At 69.8% G+C, this 16,704-nt stretch carries 15 protein-coding genes; 8 read left to right on the top strand and 7 right to left on the bottom strand.

Going from position 1 to position 16,704, the window contains the following annotated elements; genetic code table 11:
• Nucleotides 1-54: 54 nt before the first annotated feature.
• Nucleotides 55-1,278: a hypothetical protein gene (locus tag FKR81_RS08810; protein WP_146350483.1), complete on the top strand. Its 1,224-nt coding sequence runs from the start codon at nucleotides 55-57 to the stop codon at nucleotides 1,276-1,278.
• A gap of 58 nt (nucleotides 1,279-1,336) precedes the next feature.
• On the opposite strand, the gene FKR81_RS08815 is transcribed toward FKR81_RS08810, so the two are convergent.
• The 3 genes from FKR81_RS08815 to FKR81_RS08825 are packed head-to-tail and all read right to left on the bottom strand — an operon-like array spanning nucleotide 1,337 to nucleotide 4,448.
• Entirely contained in the window at nucleotides 1,337-2,752 is a 1,416-nt protein-coding gene (locus FKR81_RS08815) for a glycoside hydrolase family 19 protein (RefSeq protein WP_146350484.1), read from the bottom strand.
• A gap of 26 nt (nucleotides 2,753-2,778) precedes the next feature.
• Nucleotides 2,779-4,110, bottom strand: coding sequence for a hypothetical protein (locus FKR81_RS08820; protein ID WP_146350485.1), 1,332 nt, complete (start codon nucleotides 4,108-4,110; stop codon nucleotides 2,779-2,781).
• An 11-nt stretch (nucleotides 4,111-4,121) separates the two neighbouring features.
• Nucleotides 4,122-4,448, bottom strand: a complete 327-nt coding sequence (locus tag FKR81_RS08825; protein ID WP_146350486.1) for a hypothetical protein — start codon at nucleotides 4,446-4,448, stop codon at nucleotides 4,122-4,124.
• Here FKR81_RS08825 and FKR81_RS08830 point away from each other — a divergent pair.
• Nucleotides 4,447-4,995 (top strand): LuxR C-terminal-related transcriptional regulator, encoded by a 549-nt coding sequence (locus FKR81_RS08830; RefSeq protein WP_146350487.1) that lies wholly within the window; start codon nucleotides 4,447-4,449, stop codon nucleotides 4,993-4,995. The two genes, FKR81_RS08825 and FKR81_RS08830, sit on opposite strands and share 2 nt — an antisense overlap.
• Nucleotides 4,996-5,041: 46 nt before the next feature.
• Complete coding sequence (locus FKR81_RS08835) at nucleotides 5,042-5,920, top strand: GNAT family N-acetyltransferase (RefSeq protein ID WP_146350488.1); 879 nt, start codon at nucleotides 5,042-5,044, stop codon at nucleotides 5,918-5,920.
• Here the strand turns inward: FKR81_RS08835 and FKR81_RS08840 are convergent.
• Nucleotides 5,892-6,200 carry a hypothetical protein gene (locus FKR81_RS08840; RefSeq protein WP_146350489.1) on the bottom strand — a complete coding sequence of 103 codons (309 nt, stop codon included), beginning with the start codon at nucleotides 6,198-6,200 and terminating at the stop codon, nucleotides 5,892-5,894. The two genes, FKR81_RS08835 and FKR81_RS08840, sit on opposite strands and share 29 nt — an antisense overlap.
• 332 nt (nucleotides 6,201-6,532) lie before the next feature.
• On the opposite strand from FKR81_RS08840, the gene FKR81_RS08845 reads away from it, so the two are divergent.
• Nucleotides 6,533-7,156 carry a hypothetical protein gene (locus FKR81_RS08845; protein WP_235921403.1) on the top strand — a complete coding sequence of 208 codons (624 nt, stop codon included), beginning with the start codon at nucleotides 6,533-6,535 and terminating at the stop codon, nucleotides 7,154-7,156.
• A gap of 120 nt (nucleotides 7,157-7,276) precedes the next feature.
• Nucleotides 7,277-8,953: a serine protease family protein gene (locus FKR81_RS43430; RefSeq protein WP_186762861.1), complete on the top strand. Its 1,677-nt coding sequence runs from the start codon at nucleotides 7,277-7,279 to the stop codon at nucleotides 8,951-8,953.
• Nucleotides 8,954-8,981: 28 nt separating this feature from the next.
• Here the strand turns inward: FKR81_RS43430 and FKR81_RS08855 are convergent, their stop codons facing one another.
• Both FKR81_RS08855 and FKR81_RS08860 read right to left on the bottom strand, forming a co-directional pair.
• Nucleotides 8,982-10,511: an amidohydrolase gene (locus FKR81_RS08855; RefSeq protein ID WP_222598201.1), complete on the bottom strand. Its 1,530-nt coding sequence runs from the start codon at nucleotides 10,509-10,511 to the stop codon at nucleotides 8,982-8,984.
• A complete protein-coding gene (locus FKR81_RS08860; protein WP_146350490.1) occupies nucleotides 10,508-11,764 on the bottom strand; it encodes a lysine N(6)-hydroxylase/L-ornithine N(5)-oxygenase family protein in 1,257 nt (418 codons plus the stop codon). Before FKR81_RS08860 ends, FKR81_RS08855 begins: the two co-directional genes overlap by 4 nt.
• A 93-nt stretch (nucleotides 11,765-11,857) precedes the next feature.
• On the opposite strand from FKR81_RS08860, the gene FKR81_RS08865 reads away from it, so the two are divergent.
• Both FKR81_RS08865 and FKR81_RS08870 read left to right on the top strand, forming a co-directional pair.
• A complete protein-coding gene (locus FKR81_RS08865) occupies nucleotides 11,858-12,796 on the top strand; it encodes a methionyl-tRNA formyltransferase (RefSeq protein WP_146350491.1) in 939 nt (312 codons plus the stop codon).
• A 61-nt stretch (nucleotides 12,797-12,857) separates the two neighbouring features.
• On the top strand, nucleotides 12,858-15,380 hold the full coding sequence (locus tag FKR81_RS08870) for an AfsR/SARP family transcriptional regulator (RefSeq protein WP_186762862.1): 2,523 nt from the start codon (nucleotides 12,858-12,860) through the stop codon (nucleotides 15,378-15,380).
• Nucleotides 15,381-15,400: 20 nt separating this feature from the next.
• Here the strand turns inward: FKR81_RS08870 and FKR81_RS08875 are convergent, their stop codons facing one another.
• Nucleotides 15,401-15,871, bottom strand: a complete 471-nt coding sequence (locus FKR81_RS08875) for a hypothetical protein (protein ID WP_146350493.1) — start codon at nucleotides 15,869-15,871, stop codon at nucleotides 15,401-15,403.
• A gap of 182 nt (nucleotides 15,872-16,053) precedes the next feature.
• Here FKR81_RS08875 and FKR81_RS08880 point away from each other — a divergent pair, with 182 nt between their 5' ends.
• Nucleotides 16,054-16,680 carry an HNH endonuclease family protein gene (locus FKR81_RS08880; protein ID WP_146350494.1) on the top strand — a complete coding sequence of 209 codons (627 nt, stop codon included), beginning with the start codon at nucleotides 16,054-16,056 and terminating at the stop codon, nucleotides 16,678-16,680.
• The last annotated feature ends 24 nt before the right edge of the window (nucleotides 16,681-16,704 follow it).

The raw sequence follows: 16,704 nt of genomic DNA on the forward strand, positions 1-16,704 counted from the left end.
GTTCTAGTGTTCCTCCCGAACGCACCGGATACGCCACATGGGGGATCGAACACGATGTCCAGACGCCTCTGCGCCCTGCTCACCGCGGCTGTACTTCCTCTCCTCTCCACGACCGTCATCACCGGCCAGGCACAGGCCGACGACCACGGACCCGAGGTGTGCGCCTACCACGCCGACCAGGCCGGGTTCGCCGGTGACGCGCTGATCGAGGCGATCGCGGTCGGCATGACGGAGTCGGACTGCCGCCCGGACGCCACGCACCGCAACCCGAACGGTCAGCTCGACCAGGGTGTGTACATGATCGGCGCGGCGAACGGCGAGGTGAACCCCTGCTACCTGAACCCCTCGTGCAACTCCGAGGTCGCGCACGACATGTACAAGGCGCAGGGCGACTCGTGGCTGCCGAAGTGGAAGGCGAGCTACGGCACGGCGCGCTACCAGCGGTGGCTGCCGGTCGCCCGGCAGGCGGCGGAGCCGTACCTGGAGCCGCGCATCGGACGCGTGGGCGTCCTGTCCGGCACCACGTTGCTGGTCAAGGAGGGCACCCTCTGGGAGCAGTGGCTGAACCAGCGCGGCGACGTCGCCAGGTTCGAGATCGACGGCAACCGCATCGGCGTGCTGACCACCGGCGGCGAGGTGCTCGTCAAGGAGGGCGACCTCTACGCGCAGTGGGTGCCGCAGCTGGGTGGGGTCAAGGACTTCCACCTCGCGGGCAACCGGATCGGGGTGCTGCGCACCGACGGTTCGCTGGCGGTCAAGGAAGGCACGCTCTGGGCGTCCTGGACGGAGCAGACGAAGGGCGTCGTCGACTTCGACCTCACGCCGAACCGCATCGGCGCCGTGTTCGGCGACGGCAACGCGAGCGTCAAGGAAGGCAGCCTGTGGGACGGCTGGATCAACCAGCTGCCGGGCGCGAAGGGCATCGAGCTGGCAGGCAACCGGATCGGCGTGCTGCGGCAGAACGGCACGCTCGCGGTGAAGGACGGCACCCCGTACGCGTACTGGACCGAGCAGAGCGGTGACGTCGCGGACTTCGACCTCACGCCCACCCGCGTCGGCATCGTGCACAGCGGTGGCCTGCTGCGGGTCAAGGACGGCGACCTCTACGCGGGCTGGGTCGACCAGCTGGAGCAGGCCGTCGACGTCGAGCTGTCCGGCAACCGCGTGGGCGTCCGGCAGAGTCACGGCGCGTTCCAGGTGAAGGAGGGCACGCTCTGGGCCTCCTGGACGAATCAGGCGCCCTCGACCTCCCAGGGCGACCTGACCCACCGCCGCTAGGAGCAGACGCCGAAAGGGCCGCCCTCTCGCGAGGGCGGCCCTTTTCACTCTGTCGCGATCAGTGGCGGTAGCAGGTGATCTGGCTGTCCGCGACGGGCAGCGAGCCGCCGTTGAAGTACCGCAGCGCCGACTTGAAGTCGTTGCAGCGCTCCAGGTCCTCCGCCGAGCTGGCCGCGTAGCCGACGTAGCGGGAGATCAGGCCCATGTCGTAGTGGTCAGCGGCGTTGTTGGAGTCGGAACGCGCCACCGTCCAGTACCACCGGGCGATCGCGGCGCTGTACTGCAGGCTCGCGGCGGCCTCCGGGTTCGACACGAGGTCGACGCCCAGGTGGTTGCCAGCACCCCGGTAGTTGGCCTCGCTGGTCAGCTGGATGAAGCCGCGGCCCTTGTACGTGCCGGACACGCCCTCCAGCGCGTTGTAGCGGAAGCCGCTCTCGTTGCGCAGGGTCGCGAGGAACGCGGCCTTGCGCGCCGGGGTCGTGATGCCGCCGCGCACCATCTCGGCGTTCAGGCTCTCCAGGCCCTGCGAGACGGTCGCCTCGTTGGGGATGGAGCCGTAGATGTTGCGCAGGTCCTGCAGCGACACGACCTGGCCCGGTGCGGACGGCGAGGTGAGGTCGGCGGCCGTGACGCCGCCCGCCTGCTCGGTCCACGCGGCGTAGAGCGACCCCTCCTTCACGGCGAGCGAACCGTCGTTGCGCAGCACGCCCAGCCGGTCGCCGGACAGCTCGACCTCCTTGACACCGCCCATCTGGTTGACCCAGCCCGCGTAGAGGTTGCCCTCCTTGACGGAAGCGATGTCGTTGCCGAACACCACGCCGATGCGGTTGGTCGTCAGCTCGAAGTCCTTGACGCCACCGGCCTGCTCGGTCCAGCTCTCGTACAGCGTGCCGTCCTTCACGGCCAGCGAGTTGTCGTTGCGCAGCACGCCGATCCGGCCCCCGGCGAGCTCGATGTCCTTGGTGGCGCCCATCTGGTTGACCCAGCCCGCGTACAGGTCGCCCTCCTTGACGCTGGCCAGCCCGTCGGTGAACACCGCGCCGATCCGGTTGGGCGTCAGGTCGAAGTCCGCGACGTTGCCCGCCTGCTCGGTCCAGCCGGCGTACAGCGAGCCGTCCTTGACCGCCAGCGAACCGTCGGTGCGGAGGACACCGATCCGGTTGCCAGAGAGGTGGAAGTCCTTCGCGCCGCCGAGCTGCGTCGTCCAGCCCGCGTAGAGGTCGCCCTCCTTGACCATGACGTCCCCGCCGGTGGTCAGGACGCCGATTCTGTTGCCGTCGATCTCGAACTTGGCGATGCCGCCGATCTGCGGGACCCAGCTCGCGTACAGGTTTCCTTCCTTCACCGAGAGGGTGCCGCCCTGCAGGATGCCGATCCGGGGGCCGGTCTCCGCCGCCTGCGCGGCCGGGGTGGACATCAGAGTGGTGGCGATGGTGGCGCCGATCAGTGATGCGGCGACTACTGCGTTCTTCATGGCCTTTGTTTCCTCAGTCGGAAGAATTAGCGGTGGGTGAGGTCGGCGGAGGTGATGGGAGAGGCCTGCTCGGTCCAGGCGGCGTAGAGCGAACCCTCCTTGACCGCGAGCGAACCGTCGTTGCGCACCACACCGATGCGGTCGGCCGAGAGGTCGATTTCCCTGGTGCTGCCCATCTGGTTGACCCAGCCCGCGTAGAGGTCGCCTTCCTTGACCGAGGCAATGCCGTTGCCGAACACCGCACCGATGCGGTTGGTCGTCATTTCGAAGCTCGTGATGCCACCGGCCTGCTCGGTCCACGACGCGTAGAGGGAGCCGTCCTTGACCGCCAGCGAGTTGTCGGTGCGCAGGACGCCGAGGCGTCCGCCGGCGAGCTCGATGTCCTTGACGCCGCCCATCTGGTTGACCCAGCCGGCGTACAGGTCGCCTTCCTTGACGCTGGCGAGCCCGTCGGTGAAGACGGCGCCGATGCGGTTCGGGGTCATGTCGAAGTCCGCGACGTTGCCCGCCTGCTCGGTCCAGCCGGCGTAGAGCGAGCCGTCCTTGACCGCGAGCGAACCGTCGTTGCGCAGCACTCCGATGCGGTCACCGGCCAGGTGGAAGTCCTTCGCGCCGCCGAGCTGCGTCGTCCAGCCCGCGTAGAGGTCGCCCTCCTTGACCAGCACCTCGCCGCCGGTCGTGAGCACGCCGATGCGGTCGCCGTCGATCTCGAACTTCGCGACGTTGCCGAGCTGCGGGACCCAGCCCGCGTAGAGGTTGCCCTCCTTGACCGACAGCGTGCCGCCCTGCAGGACACCGATCCGGCCGATCTGCTGCGCGGCCTGCGTCCACCAGGACGTCTGCTTGTACGCGCCCGCCCAGCTGAAGCTGATGTGGATGTGGTCCTGGTGGGGGCTGTCACCGCTGTAGGGCGTCCAGCCGCTGCCCGGCCGGTAGGCCTCCCAGATCCGGTTGTTCCAGATCACGTACATGACGCCGAGCCGGCGGGCCATGGCGTGCGCGTTGCCGTGCTGGTCGGTGGCGAGCAGCCAGCTGAGGAAATCCTCGGCCTTGGCCCGGTCCGCGGTGTCGAAGTAGTTGAAGTGGTAGTCGAGCGCACGGCCCTCGTGGTGCTCGCTGACCGAGCCGTCGCAGTTGCGGACGATGCCCGCCGTGTGGGTGCCGTAGGTCGTGTTGAGCAGGTCACGCACGCCGATCGGGCCGGCCTTCGCGCTGCTCTCGCACGTCTTCTGGCCGTCGTAGGACGAGTACGGGTCGATCTGGGCGCCGAAGCTCGGCGTGTTCGGCGCGGCCTCCGCCTGCACCGGCATGAGCCCGAGCGTGATGCTCGCGACGACCGCGGCGAGCACCGTCTTCATTCCACGCATGGTCATTCTCCCAAGATTTCCGTTGCGATTGATTCGGCTTTTTCCCGAGTAGCCGCGAGCACGTGAGCGAATACTTGGAAACCGGATTCGTCGACGCGAACCTTCAGGTTCTCGAGCTTTGTTCCCCTGAGTGCGTCCGTATCCACGTTCGTTTTCAGATTTCGTTCGATCAGGAACATCGTGGAATGAAGATTGCCCTGCCGACCATTGCGGAACAAGGGTTTCAGGGCGTCCTGAAATGCCCTGGCCGGATCAGGACATCGGCGTGCAGGGTCCGTCCAGGTTTCGTGAGCTTCCTGTGCAGGGCGGCTCAATAGCGTTGCCGGCATGCGTACAGACGACGTGCAGGAACTGGTCATGCGAGCACAGGCCGAGATCGACCTGTGCATGTCGGGCGGAGTGGGCGAGCTCGTGGACGTGCGCTTCCTCCCGCGGGGGACGCCGGTGCGCGTCCTCTACCCGGACGACGTCGACCGGGAGTCGGTGCCCGCGTTCCTGCGCGGGCACGACCAGGTCCGGATGTGCGCCGGACTGCCGTCCGGGCTGGTGCTGTGCGACCAGGAGACGGCGGTCGTGCCGGGGCCGACGCCGGTGGTCATCAGATCGGCGGAGACCGTCGCCCTGCTCAGAGCGTGGTTCGACCACCTGTGGGCGGGCGCGATGGCGGCGGACGTCCGCGTGGTCGGCGGGTTGACCGAACAGGAGCGGGTGATCCTGCGGCTGCTCGCGGCGGGCGCGACGGACGACGCGGCGGCGGCGCGGCTGGGCACGTCGGCGCGGTCGGTGCGGCGCGTCATGTCCGGAGTGATGGGCAGGCTCGGCGCGCGGAGCCGGTTCCAGGCGGGCCAGCTGGCGGCCCGGCGCGGCTGGCTCTGATTAACCGTTGGCCACACGTCTGCCCTGATCACTACGGTCTTTCGCGATGACTGACTTGGTGATCCGCCCGGCTTCAGCCGATGAGTTCTCGTCCCTGCCGGATCCGGGCCTCGTGGGGTTCGCCCTGCGCGGCCCGTTCGATCCGAGCGACTACCGGCCCGAGTGGCTGTGGGTCGCGGTGCGCGACGGCACCGTCGTCGCGCGCGCCGCGTGGTGGGCGGGCCCGGACAACGACGAGCCGCAGGCGTTGGACTGGTTCGACTTCACCGACCACGACGCGGCGGTGCGGCTGCTGAAGGCGGCGCCGTGGCGCCCGGAGTTCCAGTTCCTGCTGCCGGTCGACTGGCGCGAGCGCCCTGACGCGTTGGCCGCGGCCAACGCCCGGATCGAGGCGGCGACGGCGGCGGGCTACACACCGCTCGTCGAGCGCTACCGGTACACCTGGACCGCGGAGTGCGGCCTGCCCGAGCGCCCGGACCGGCTCGTCTACCGCACCGGCCCGTCCGACGACGAGGTGCTCGACGCGTTCCGCCGGGTGCACGTCGGCACGCTGGACGCGCACGCCAGGCGCACCTTCGAGGAGTCGGGGCCGGACGCGGCGGCGCGGGAGTCCATCGACTACCTGGAGTGGATGCCGAGCCCGCGCGAGTGGTGGCGGCTGGCGTACACGCCGTCCGGCGACCTGGTCGGCCTGACGATGCCGTGCCACCACTACAGCTCAGCGGTGATCGGGTACATCGGCGTGGTGCCGGAGCAGCGCGGCCACGGCTACGCCTACGACCTGCTGGCCGAGGCGACGCACGTGCTCGCCGAACTGGGGCACGAGCGGATAGTGGGTGCCACGGACGTGAGCAACGTGCCGATGGCGCGGAACTTCGCGCGGGCCGGTTACCCGGTCAGCTACCGCCGCCTCGATCTGACCTGACCTGCGGACGGGCGTCGAGCGCCATGCAGATGAGCTTGGCCGCGGTGCCCGCCGCGCCGATGATGAACGCCTGGTCCGGCCCGAGCAGCACGGCGATCGCCCACAGGAGCAGCGCGATCAGCACGAGCAGGACGGTCACCTGGACCGCGTGCGGCCAGCGGCCGGGATGGCTGGGCCAGTGCGTCGGCTTGCGCGGCTGAGGCACGTCGATCTCGTCCTCACCACTTTCGGGTGAGTGGCGCTTCCTCAGCCCGGCAGGCTGAGCCCCTCTCGGCGCCATCGTGCTCCTCACGTACAACTGGCCTGGTCGACACCATTCTGATCAGATGATCTTGTACGCACAGTTACACGCGCGGTCTGTGCGGTGAGCGTTCGGTGAGCGTCGCCGAGCGGCGGACGAACGGTCGTCGCACTGATCAGCAACCGCGTCGTTACCTTCCGTCTACCGACTGAGGTCGACAACACTCCAAATCGCACTCTCTAACGGGTGATGACTCCACTCTCCGTGGTATGCGCGCCACCCCCTCCACTGGACCGTTCGGAGCAGTCCCGTTCTTGTCAGACCTCGTCGCTAACGTGGGGTGTCGTAAGGCGGTACGAGGGGAGAATTCGTTGCTGGACAACGTGAGCGTGACCGCACTGTCGTTCACCGAGTACGTGATGAGCGGCCAGCGGGGGCGCATCAACATCGTGTCGGAACAGCGGGGCATGTACCTGGCCGAGGACCCGCGGGTGTGCGGCTTCTACAACCCGATCCGCTCGGCGATGCGCCGGGCCGCGAACTCGACGGAGCCGCTGCTCGAGCTCAAGCAGGCGGTGCTGGACGCGAACCGCAACGGCCAGCCGCGCGCGTTCGAGGAGATCGCGGACGGCTTCCTGCCGTGGCTGGAGAAGATGCGCGCGACGGGCGTCCCGGTCGACGCGACGGTGTGGCGCTCCGGCGACCTGACCCTGAAGGTGCGCCCGCACCTGGGCCTGCGCCGCAAGGACGGCACCAGCTACGCCGTGCTGGTGCACACCAAGGAGGCACCGCTCACCCGTGAGGCGGCGAACGTGGGGCTGCGGATCCTCCAGCACACCGTGGAGGACAACCTGCCCGGCGCGGTGCCGATGGTCCTGGACGCGCGCAGGGGCAAGGCGTACCAGATGGCCGCCAGGACCAACCTGGCCAAGCTCGACGTGCTGATCGCCGCCGAGGCCGTCGGCTACGTCACGCACTGGCGGATGAGCGCCTGACCCGCTGCCCGCCGCCCCTGTCCGGGGGGTCAGGGGCGGCGGGCGGGCTCCACCGGCCGGAACCACAAGGAACGCCAAATAGATCGAACGCGGCCGGTACCCGCACTTAGCGTCCTGATCATGCGCACTCACGGCAGGCTGCTGGCCACGGTCATCGGGATCGTGCTCGTGATGTTCTCGGTGCCACCGGCACAGGCCGCGTCAGCGGCCGGAGAGCTCGACCGCTACTGGACACCGCAACGGATGCGAGACGCCGTCCCCGCGGCCGGCGGACCGCACGTCGCGAGCACACAGTTCGACGGCATCCCGATCGTGGGGCAGTTGTTCATCACCGAAGACGGCGAGGACAAGCTCTGCACCGCGACCGTCGTCCAGAGCCCTGGCAAGAACCTGCTGGTGAGCGCCGCGCACTGCTTCCTGGACGACGAGCGGCAGACGAACCTCGCCTTCGTGCCGCAGTACCACGACGGGCAGAAACCGTTCGGCGTCTTCCCCGTCAAGCGCGGACAGATCTACTTGGACGACCGGTACGTGCAACTCGGGGTCAACCGCGGGGCGGACCTGGACTTCGCGTTCCTCGTGGTCGAACCGCGCGAGGACGGACGCAACGTCGAAGAGGTCGTCGGCGGTGCTGAACTCGGCATCAACCTGCCGTTCGAGCACGATCCGGCCCGGCTCATCGGCTATCCGGGTGAGCGGGACGGCCCGCTCGACTGCGTGAACAAGACCACCCGGTTCAACAGCCCCGAAGCTGACATTCCCGGTAGCTTCCTGAAGATCGACTGCGCGGGTTTCTCACCGGGCACCAGCGGTGGCCCGTTCCTGCTGCCGCACGGTGACGGTTTCCAGGTGTTCGGCGTCGTCGGCGGGTTCAAGACCGGCGGAGACACCGACGACACGTCCTACAGCTCGTACTTCGACGACGACGTCGTCGCGGAGTACCGCAAGGCGGTCGGCGAGAGCGACACCGGCCACCCGGTGCTGGGCAACGCGCGAACGTGGCAGCACGCCAAGATCCTCACCTCGGGCCACTTCACCGGTGATCCCGACTCCTCGGACCTCGTGGTCGTGTGGGACGACGGCGAGCTCACCCTGTACCGGGGAGCCGATGAGCAGACCGGCTACTTCGACCAGGAGATCACCCTGGCCCGGCCGCGCAGCGTGTGGACGCACGCGGTCACCGTGACCGCGGGGGACTTCGCCGGCGGCGCGGGCGACGACCTGGTGGTCCGCTGGGCCGACGGTGAGCTGACCCTGTACCCGGACGTCAACGAGACCGGCCTGCACGGCGAGATCCAGCTGCAGCCGCCGAACGGCCTGTGGACGCACGCCAAGTCCATCACCGCCGGCAGCTTCACGAACGACAGTGCCGACACGGACGACCTGGTCGTCGGCTGGGACGACGGCGAGCTCACGCTCTACCAGAACGTCGACGGCGCGGGCCTGCACGCGGAGACCCAGCTCGCCGCACCGGGCGGCGACTGGTCGCACGCCGTGACGGTGACCTCGGGTGACTTCACCGGCAACGACAACTACGACCTCATGGTCCGCTGGGTGGACGGCGAGGTGACCCTGTACCCGGACGTCGACGAGGACGGTCTGCACGGCGAGCACCGGATGCAGCCGCCGAACGACCTCTGGAAGCACGCCGTGGTGATCTCCGCGGGGAGCTTCAACTCGAACGGCTGGCCGGACGATCTGATCGTGCGCTGGGTGGACGGCGAGCTCGGCATGCACACCGACACGGACGAGGCGGGCCTCCACGCGGAGGTCACGTTGGTCGATCCTCCGCTGTAGAACGCCGCTTCCGAGGTGCTCGCCGTGCTCAACGGCGGTGAGCGAACTCCCCGCCCACGAGCGTGGCGAGCACCTCGACGTCCGCGATCTTCGACGCCTCACGAGGGTCTTCGGCCAGCACGACGAAGTCGGCGAGCTTGCCGGGCGTCACGCTCCCCAGCAGGTGCTCCATCCGGCACGCGTAGGCCCCGCCCAGCGTGTACGCGGTCAGGGCTTCCTCGACGGACACGGCCTCGTCAGGTCCGACGGCCCGCCCACCGGAGGAGGTGCGCGACACCATGAACTCGATGCCCCGCAACGGAGCCCCGTCCACCACCGGCCGGTCAGAGCTGCCGGCGACGGTGATGCCGTGGTCGAGGAACGCCCGCCCGCGGTACATCCACGGCGCCCGAGCCGCGCCCATGATCTCGGCGTAGTCGTCGCCGTACGCCCACAGGAACGCGGGCTGGACAACGGGGATCAGGCCCAGCGCGGCGATGCGCTCCACCTGGTCCGGCCGCACGAGCCCGCAGTGCTCGATCCGGTGCCGGGCGTCCGGCCGGGGCAGCAACGCCTGCGCCTCGGCCACCGCGGCCAGGGCGAAGTCGACGGCACGGTCACCGATCGCGTGGATCGCGAGCTGCCACCCCGCGCGGTGCCCGTCGAGGATGTGCGCCCGCATGACGTCGGGATCGTCCTGCAGCTGCCCGATGTTCGCCGTGCCCTCGTACGGGGCGGTCAGCGCGGCGGTGCGCGCCATCATCCCGCCGTCGGTCCACAGCTTCAGCGCGCCCAGCGAGAGAAACGGGTCGCCGAAGCCGGTGTGCAGCCCGAGGTCGATGGCGCGCCCGATGCCGTCCGCGGGGTGCGCGCCGACGGGGTGCAACGCCGTCGCGGACACCATGAGCTGCACCCGGACCGGCAGCCGGGCCCGCTGGTAGGCGGCGATCTCCACGGGCGTGCTGCCGATGAGCCCGGTACCCACGCCCGCCTCGGCGCACAGGGTCACGCCCTCGGACAGCACCTGCGCCGCCGAGGCCCGCAGGTCCTCCACGACCTCGTCGATCGAGTACGGCAGCCGCAGCGACCGCGCGGCGAGCTGGTCCCCCTCGGTCAGCCAGCCGTCGGAGGTGATGCCGGGAAGTTCCTTCAACACCACCGAGTTCACCACGCACGCGTGGCCGGAGAGATCGGCGACGTAGATCTTCCGGCCGCGGCTGACCTGGTCCAGGTCGGTCGCGGTCAACGGCAGCGCGCGCCGGTCGTAGCCGGACGCCTCCACCCACTCGCCGTCCGGTGCCGCGTCCAGCAGCGCGAGCAGCTCCGCCACCGACGTGCACCCGGACACGTCGACGGTGCGGCGGGACCGGCCGTTCCAGGCGAGGTGCGTGTGCGCGTCGACGAAGCCCGGCAGCACGGCGGCTCCGCCGAGGTCGACGGTCTCGCGCGCCGGCAGGTCGGCGACCTCGTCGTCCAGGCCGGCGATCCGGCCCTGCCACACGCCGATCGTGGTCGCGGACGGGCGCGCCGGGTCCATCGTGAGGACCCGGCAGCCGGTCAGCTTCAGGTCGAGGATCACGCCGAGGCGAGCACTCGTGAGGTGGTGTTGGTGAGCACGGAGTCGAGGATCTCACCCGAGCGCACCGCGACGTTGGACAACAGCGACGACGTGATGCCGTGCGTGTGCTCGGTGCCGCCCTGCAGGTACAGGCCGCCGCGCAGCGACGTGACCAGCCGGTAGTCGCGCGCCACGGCGAAGCGGCCCGCGTCGTCGCGGGTGCAGGTGGCCGCCAGCGAGCCCAGCAGGCGGGTGGGGTCGGCCTCCCGGTAGCCGGTGGCGAGGACGACGACGTCCGCGTCCAGCACCTCCAGCGCGCCGGTGGCGAGCGAGCGCACGACGGCCCGCGCGCCGGTGCCGGTCTCGGTGACCGCGTCGAGGCGGCAGACGTTGAGGAACCGCAGGCGTTCGCGGCCGAGCACCTTCTCGCGGTACGCGGTGCGGTAGAGCTGGTCGATGAGGTCCGTGTCGACGACCGAGTAGTTCGTGTTGCGGTGGTACGCCATCAGCCGCTCTTTGAACGCGTCCGGCGACGAGTAGTAGGTGTCGACCGCGGCCGGGTCGAAGATCCGGTTCGCGAACGAGCTGTCGTCGGCGGGGCTGAAGCCGTAGCGGGAGAACACCGAGCAGACCTCGGCGGCCGGGAACTCGCGGTGCAGGTACGCCACGGCCTCCGCGGCGCTCTGGCCGGCGCCGACCACGACGACGCGCTTCGGGGCGGTGAGCGACGAGACGCGGTGCAGCAGCTGGCTGTTGTGCCACACGTGGTCCGACAGCGCGACACCGTCGGGGACCTCGGGCACGAGTCCGGTCGCGAACACCAGGTTGCGCGCGCGGTACCGCTCACCGGAGGCCGTGACCACCTCGAACAGGTCGTCCGCGAGCGCCGAGACGGACACCACGTCCGACTCGTAGGCGACGAGGTCGTCGACCTGGGCTGCGGCCCACTCGAAGTAGTCGTGGAACTCGACGCGCAGCGGGAACAGGTTCTTGTGGTTGACGAAGTCGATCAACCTGCCGCGTTCCTGGAGGTAGCACAGGAAGCTGAAGCGGCTGACCGGGTTCCGCATCGTCACCAGGTCCTTGAGGAACGAGACCTGCATGGTGGCGTCTTCCAGCAACATGCCCCGGTGCCAGCCGAACGTCTGCTGACGTTCCAGGAACACCGCGGTGACCGGGGTCTCGGCGTGCTCGTTGTGCTCGGTCAGAGCGATCGCGAGCGCCAGGTTCGAGGGGCCGAACCCGATGCCGACGAGGTCGTAGATCGGAACCATGATTCCCGAACTTAGGGCAGCCTAAGCTAAATAACAAGCCCAGAGTTAGGTTAGCCTGACCGTACCCGACGCCTACCTGAAAGGGGCACCCCCATGCGGGTCGTCATGTTCGGCTACCAGACCTGGGGCCACCGCACGCTGCAGGCTCTGCTGGACTCCGAGCACGAGGTCGTGCTGGTGGTGACCCACCCCGACGGCTACGAGACCATCTGGAACGACTCGGTCGCCGAGCTGGCCGCGGCGCACGGCGTCGAGGTCGTGGTCCGCGAGCGCCCCGACGACCAGGAGCTGCTGACCAAGCTCAAGGAGGTCGAGCCGGACGTCATCGTCGCGACGAACTGGCGGACCTGGATCCCGCCGCAGGTCTTCACGCTCCCCAAGCACGGCACGCTGAACGTGCACGACTCGCTGCTGCCGTCCTACGCGGGTTTCTCGCCGTTGATCTGGGCGCTGATCAACGACGAGAAGGAGGTCGGCGTCACCGCGCACATGATGGACGACACGCTCGACGCAGGCGACGTCGTGCTGCAGCGGTCCGTCCCGGTCGGCCCGCGCGACACGACCGCGATCCTGTTCGAGAAGACGCTGGCGCTGTTCGGGCCGATCACCGTCGACGGGCTGAACGAGATCGCGTCCGGGAGGACGGACTTCGCCGAGCAGGACCGGTCGAAGGCGAGCTTCTTCCACAAGCGCGCACCCGAGGACTACCGCGTCGACTTCACCTGGAGCGCCGAGGAGCTGGACCGGCTCGTGCGGGCGCAGTGCGCGCCGTACCCGAGCGCGTTCTGCTTCCACAAGGGCCAGCGGCTCGAGATCGTCGAGGCGGACGTGTCCGCGGCCGTCTACGGCGGCACGCCGGGCCGGATCTTCTACCGCGAGGGCGACGGCGTCGCGATCGTCGCGGGCGCCGAGGCACGCCGCGGCCGGAGCCGCGCGTTGCTCGTGAAGCGCGTCCGGACGGCCGATGGTGTTGAACTCCCCGCGCAGGAGTACTTCACCCACATGGGCGGATACCTCACCTCCCGCCCGTGACGAAGAGGAAAGGTCTAGAGTCCCCCGCGTGAAATTTGGGGTACTCGGTTCCCTCGAAGTGATGGATGACGAGGGAAGACCCATCGCGCTGCGTGGGCGGCACCAGCGGACGTTGCTGGCGGTGCTGCTCATGCGCGCGGGTCAGCAGGTGTCCGTGGACCACCTCATCGACGCGTTGTGGGAAGGCAGGCCACCCAAGTCGTACCTGTCCAACCTGCACACCTACCTGTCCCGGCTGCGGGAACGGCTCGACGTCAGAATCGAGCACCACGACGGCCGGTACAAGCTCGAGGTGGACAACGTTGACTCGCTCGACCTCCAGGCGTTCGAGGAACACGCGCGCGCCGGGCGTGAAGCCGCACGTCAGCACGACGCGGCCAGGGCGATCGCGCACTTCCGGACGGCGCTGTCGCTGTGGCGCGGCCGTCCGCTCGCGGACCTGACGGTTCCCGCGCTCGAGCCGGAGATCGTGCGGCTCGAGGACATCAGGCTGAACCTGGTCGAGGACCGGGTCGACCTGGAGCTCGCCGTCGGGCACCACGCGGAGGTCGTCGACGAGCTGGGCGTGCTGGTCGCGCAGCACCCGCTGCGGGAACGGCTGGCGGGCCAGCTGATGCTCGCGCTGTGCGCGACGGGCAGGCAGGCCGACGCGCTCGCCGTGTTCCGCGCGACCCGCAACACGCTCGTCGACGCGCTCGGCGTCGAGCCGGGCGCGGACCTGCAGCGCGTCCACGAGCAGGTGCTGCGCGGCGACGACACGTTCCCGGTGTGCCAGCTGCCGCCGGACACGCCGGACTTCACCGGCCGCCGCGACGAGATCGACGCCGCCTCGGGCGCCCTGCTCACGCGCGCGACCGTGCCGGTCGTCGTGCTGAGCGGTGAGCCGGGTGTCGGCAAGTCCGCGCTCGCCGTGCACGTGGCGCACCAGGTGCGCGCGGAGTTCCCCGACGGCCAGCTGTTCGCGCACCTCGCGGGCAAGGACGTCGGCGAGATCCTGGCGACGTTGCTGCGCGCGGCCGGGTGTTCCGGTGCCGCGATCCCCGAGCTCGTCGAGGAACGCGCCGCCGCGCTGCGGTCGCGGCTCGCGGACCGGCGGGTGCTGCTCGTGCTGGACGACGCGGCGAGCATCGCGCAGGTGCGCGACCTCGTCCCCGGCACGCCGGGCTGCGCGGTGCTGGTGACGAGCCGCAAGCGGCTCAGCGGACTGCCCGGCGCGCGGGTCTTCCGGATCACGCCGCTCTCCCACGACGACGCGCGCATGCTGCTCGCGCGCGTGACGTCCAGCAGCCGGGTCGCGTCCGAGGCATCGGCCGCGGACCGGATCGCGACGATGTGCGGCAACCTGCCGCTGGCGCTGCGCATCGCGGCGACGCGCCTGTCCGCGCGGCCGCACCTGTCGCTGCGCTACCTCGCCGACCGGATGGACGACGAGCGCAAGCGGCTCGACGAGCTGTCCGTCGGCGAGCTGCAGGTGCGGGCGAGCCTCTCGCTGAGCTACGACGCGCTGAGCCCGTTGGCGCGCAAGGCGTTCCGCAGGCTCGGCATGCTGTGGCAGTGCTCGATCCCGACGTGGATGGTGGCGGCGCTGCTGGAGGTCGACGACGCGGACGGTGTCGTCGAGGAGCTGGTCGAGGCGTCGCTGCTGGAGGCGACCGGCGAGCTCCACCACCGGATGCACGACCTGCTCCGCCTGTACGGCCGGGAGCACGCCGACTCCGACGACCACGGCGCCGAGCGCTCGCTGGTGCGGGTCGCGCTCGCGCTGACCGACGCCGCGGCCCGCAAGGTGCCGCGCACACTGCTGATCGCGCGGCTCGCCGATCAGGTGGAGCCGGTGCCGTTCACCGCCAGCCTGCCCGCCGACCAGGCGAACCTGATCGCCATCGCCGAGCTGGCCCGTCACCGCGGCTGGCCGGAGGCCGGGCTGCTGATGGAGCGGGTCAGCGTGCTGCTGTGGCACGACAGCGCGTGGAACGAGCTCGCCGCGCTGCACGACGGCGTCGACGAGCCGGTCTCGCGCTACTCGATCGCGCTGATCCACTACGCGCGCGGCCGGTACGACGAGGCGGAGGCCGGTTTCGCGGAGTGCGAGTCGTCGCTCGACGACCAGGGCAAGGCGTGCGCGCTGCTGGGCCTGGCGCAGGTCGCCGCGGTCCGCGGCGACCACGAGCGGGCGCTGGCGATGGCCGACGACGCGTCCGTCCACTTCGGAGGGACCAACGACCGCCACGGCCAGGCTTCCGCGTTGCGGATGGCGGCCATCGCGGCGGGCAGGCTGGGCCGGTTCGAGGAGTCCCTCGACCGCAGCCGCACCGCGCTGGAGCTGGCCCGCGACCTGGAGCCGGGACACACGGCCCTCGCGTTCGCCGAGGTGGCGCTGAGCCACCTGTTCCGGTTCGACCTGGACAGCGCGCGCACCGCGCGCTCGGAGGCGATCGCACTGCTCGGCGAGCACGCGAACCCGTTGCACGATCTGGGAATCGTCGACGAGCCCGGCGACGCCGAGGATTCGGAGACCACCATCACCAAGCGCATCCTGCTCGGTCTCGCGGGCGGGGGCTGGCACGGCATCGACAACGCGTGACAGCCCCGCCCGGCGGGGGCTCACCGCTTGGATGCCTTGCGGGCAGCGGCGTAGTTGTTGACCGCGGGCAGCCAGATCAGGATGGCCGCGACCAGTCCGACCACGAGGCTGATGGCACCACCGGCCTTGGTGACGGTCGGCGCCATGTCGCGCAGCACGACGAACCACGCCAGCCCGGACAGCGGCAGCACGACGGTGAAGAACACCCGGCCGCCGAGGCCACCGTTGCGCAGCAGCAGCGCCGCGATCAGCATGAGGCCGCAGCAGAACACGACGAGCCCGGCGCGGACCGCCAGCTTCTGGTACGCGTCGGCGAAGATCTCGTCGAACGCGGCGTTGCCGATGTCCTCAGGCGTGAAGCCGAGCTCGCCACCCATGGTCTCGACAGCCAGCTCGGCGACCATCTTCTTGCCACCGATGAAGATGGCGATCGCACCGCCGATGCCGGCGAGCGCGGACAGCAGCGAGGCGAAGAACCCGGCGGTCAACACCCCCGGACGCTTGACGGGAGCGGGGGCGGCCTGGGTATAAGGGATAGCGGACACTTTTCTCCTCGTGAGGGTCATGCTTTCGGGGTTGACGGGCGGCAATCTTTCGCATCGACGCCACACCGCCACCACACGGAAGGCCCCTGGTGATCACCCCGTGATCCGCATCGCTGATCATTGGGCGCATGAATCGTGCCGCGGTGACGAGCCTCCTCGTGTTCCTGCTGCTCGTCGGGCTGGCCTGGTACCTCAGCGACCTGCAGTCCACCCCGCCGCCGGCCCCGACCGGAACCGGCAGCGCTGAGCTCTCGACGCTGACCATCGCCCCCGAGGGCAAGATGGCGGGCTACAGCCGCGACCGCTTCCCGCACTGGAGCTCACAGGGAAACTCCTGCGACACCAGGGAGATCGTGCTCCAGCGCCAGGGCGCGGACGTCCGCACCGACAAGAGCTGCAAGGCCACCGCAGGCAAGTGGACCAGCCCCTACGACGCCGTGGTGGTGACCGACGCGGGCGACGTGGACATCGACCACACCGTGCCCCTGGCCGAAGCCTGGCGCTCGGGCGCCGACAAGTGGACCGACGACGACCGCGCCAAGTTCGCCAACGACCTGGGCGGCATCCAGCTGCTGGCGACAACCGCTGCCAGCAACAGGTCCAAGGGCGACCAGGACCCCGGCAAGTGGAAGCCGCCGGTGCGGTCCTACTGGTGCACCTACGCCACGCACTGGGTGCAGGTGAAGAACACCTACAAGCTCACCATCGACCAGGCCGAGCACGACGCACTGGCGAGCATGCTCGCCGCCTGCTGACTCCACTTGCCCGCCGACACCGCC

Origin of the sequence: Lentzea tibetensis (genome assembly GCF_007845675.1) — a bacterium.
Lineage (GTDB): Bacteria > Actinomycetota > Actinomycetes > Mycobacteriales > Pseudonocardiaceae > Lentzea > Lentzea tibetensis.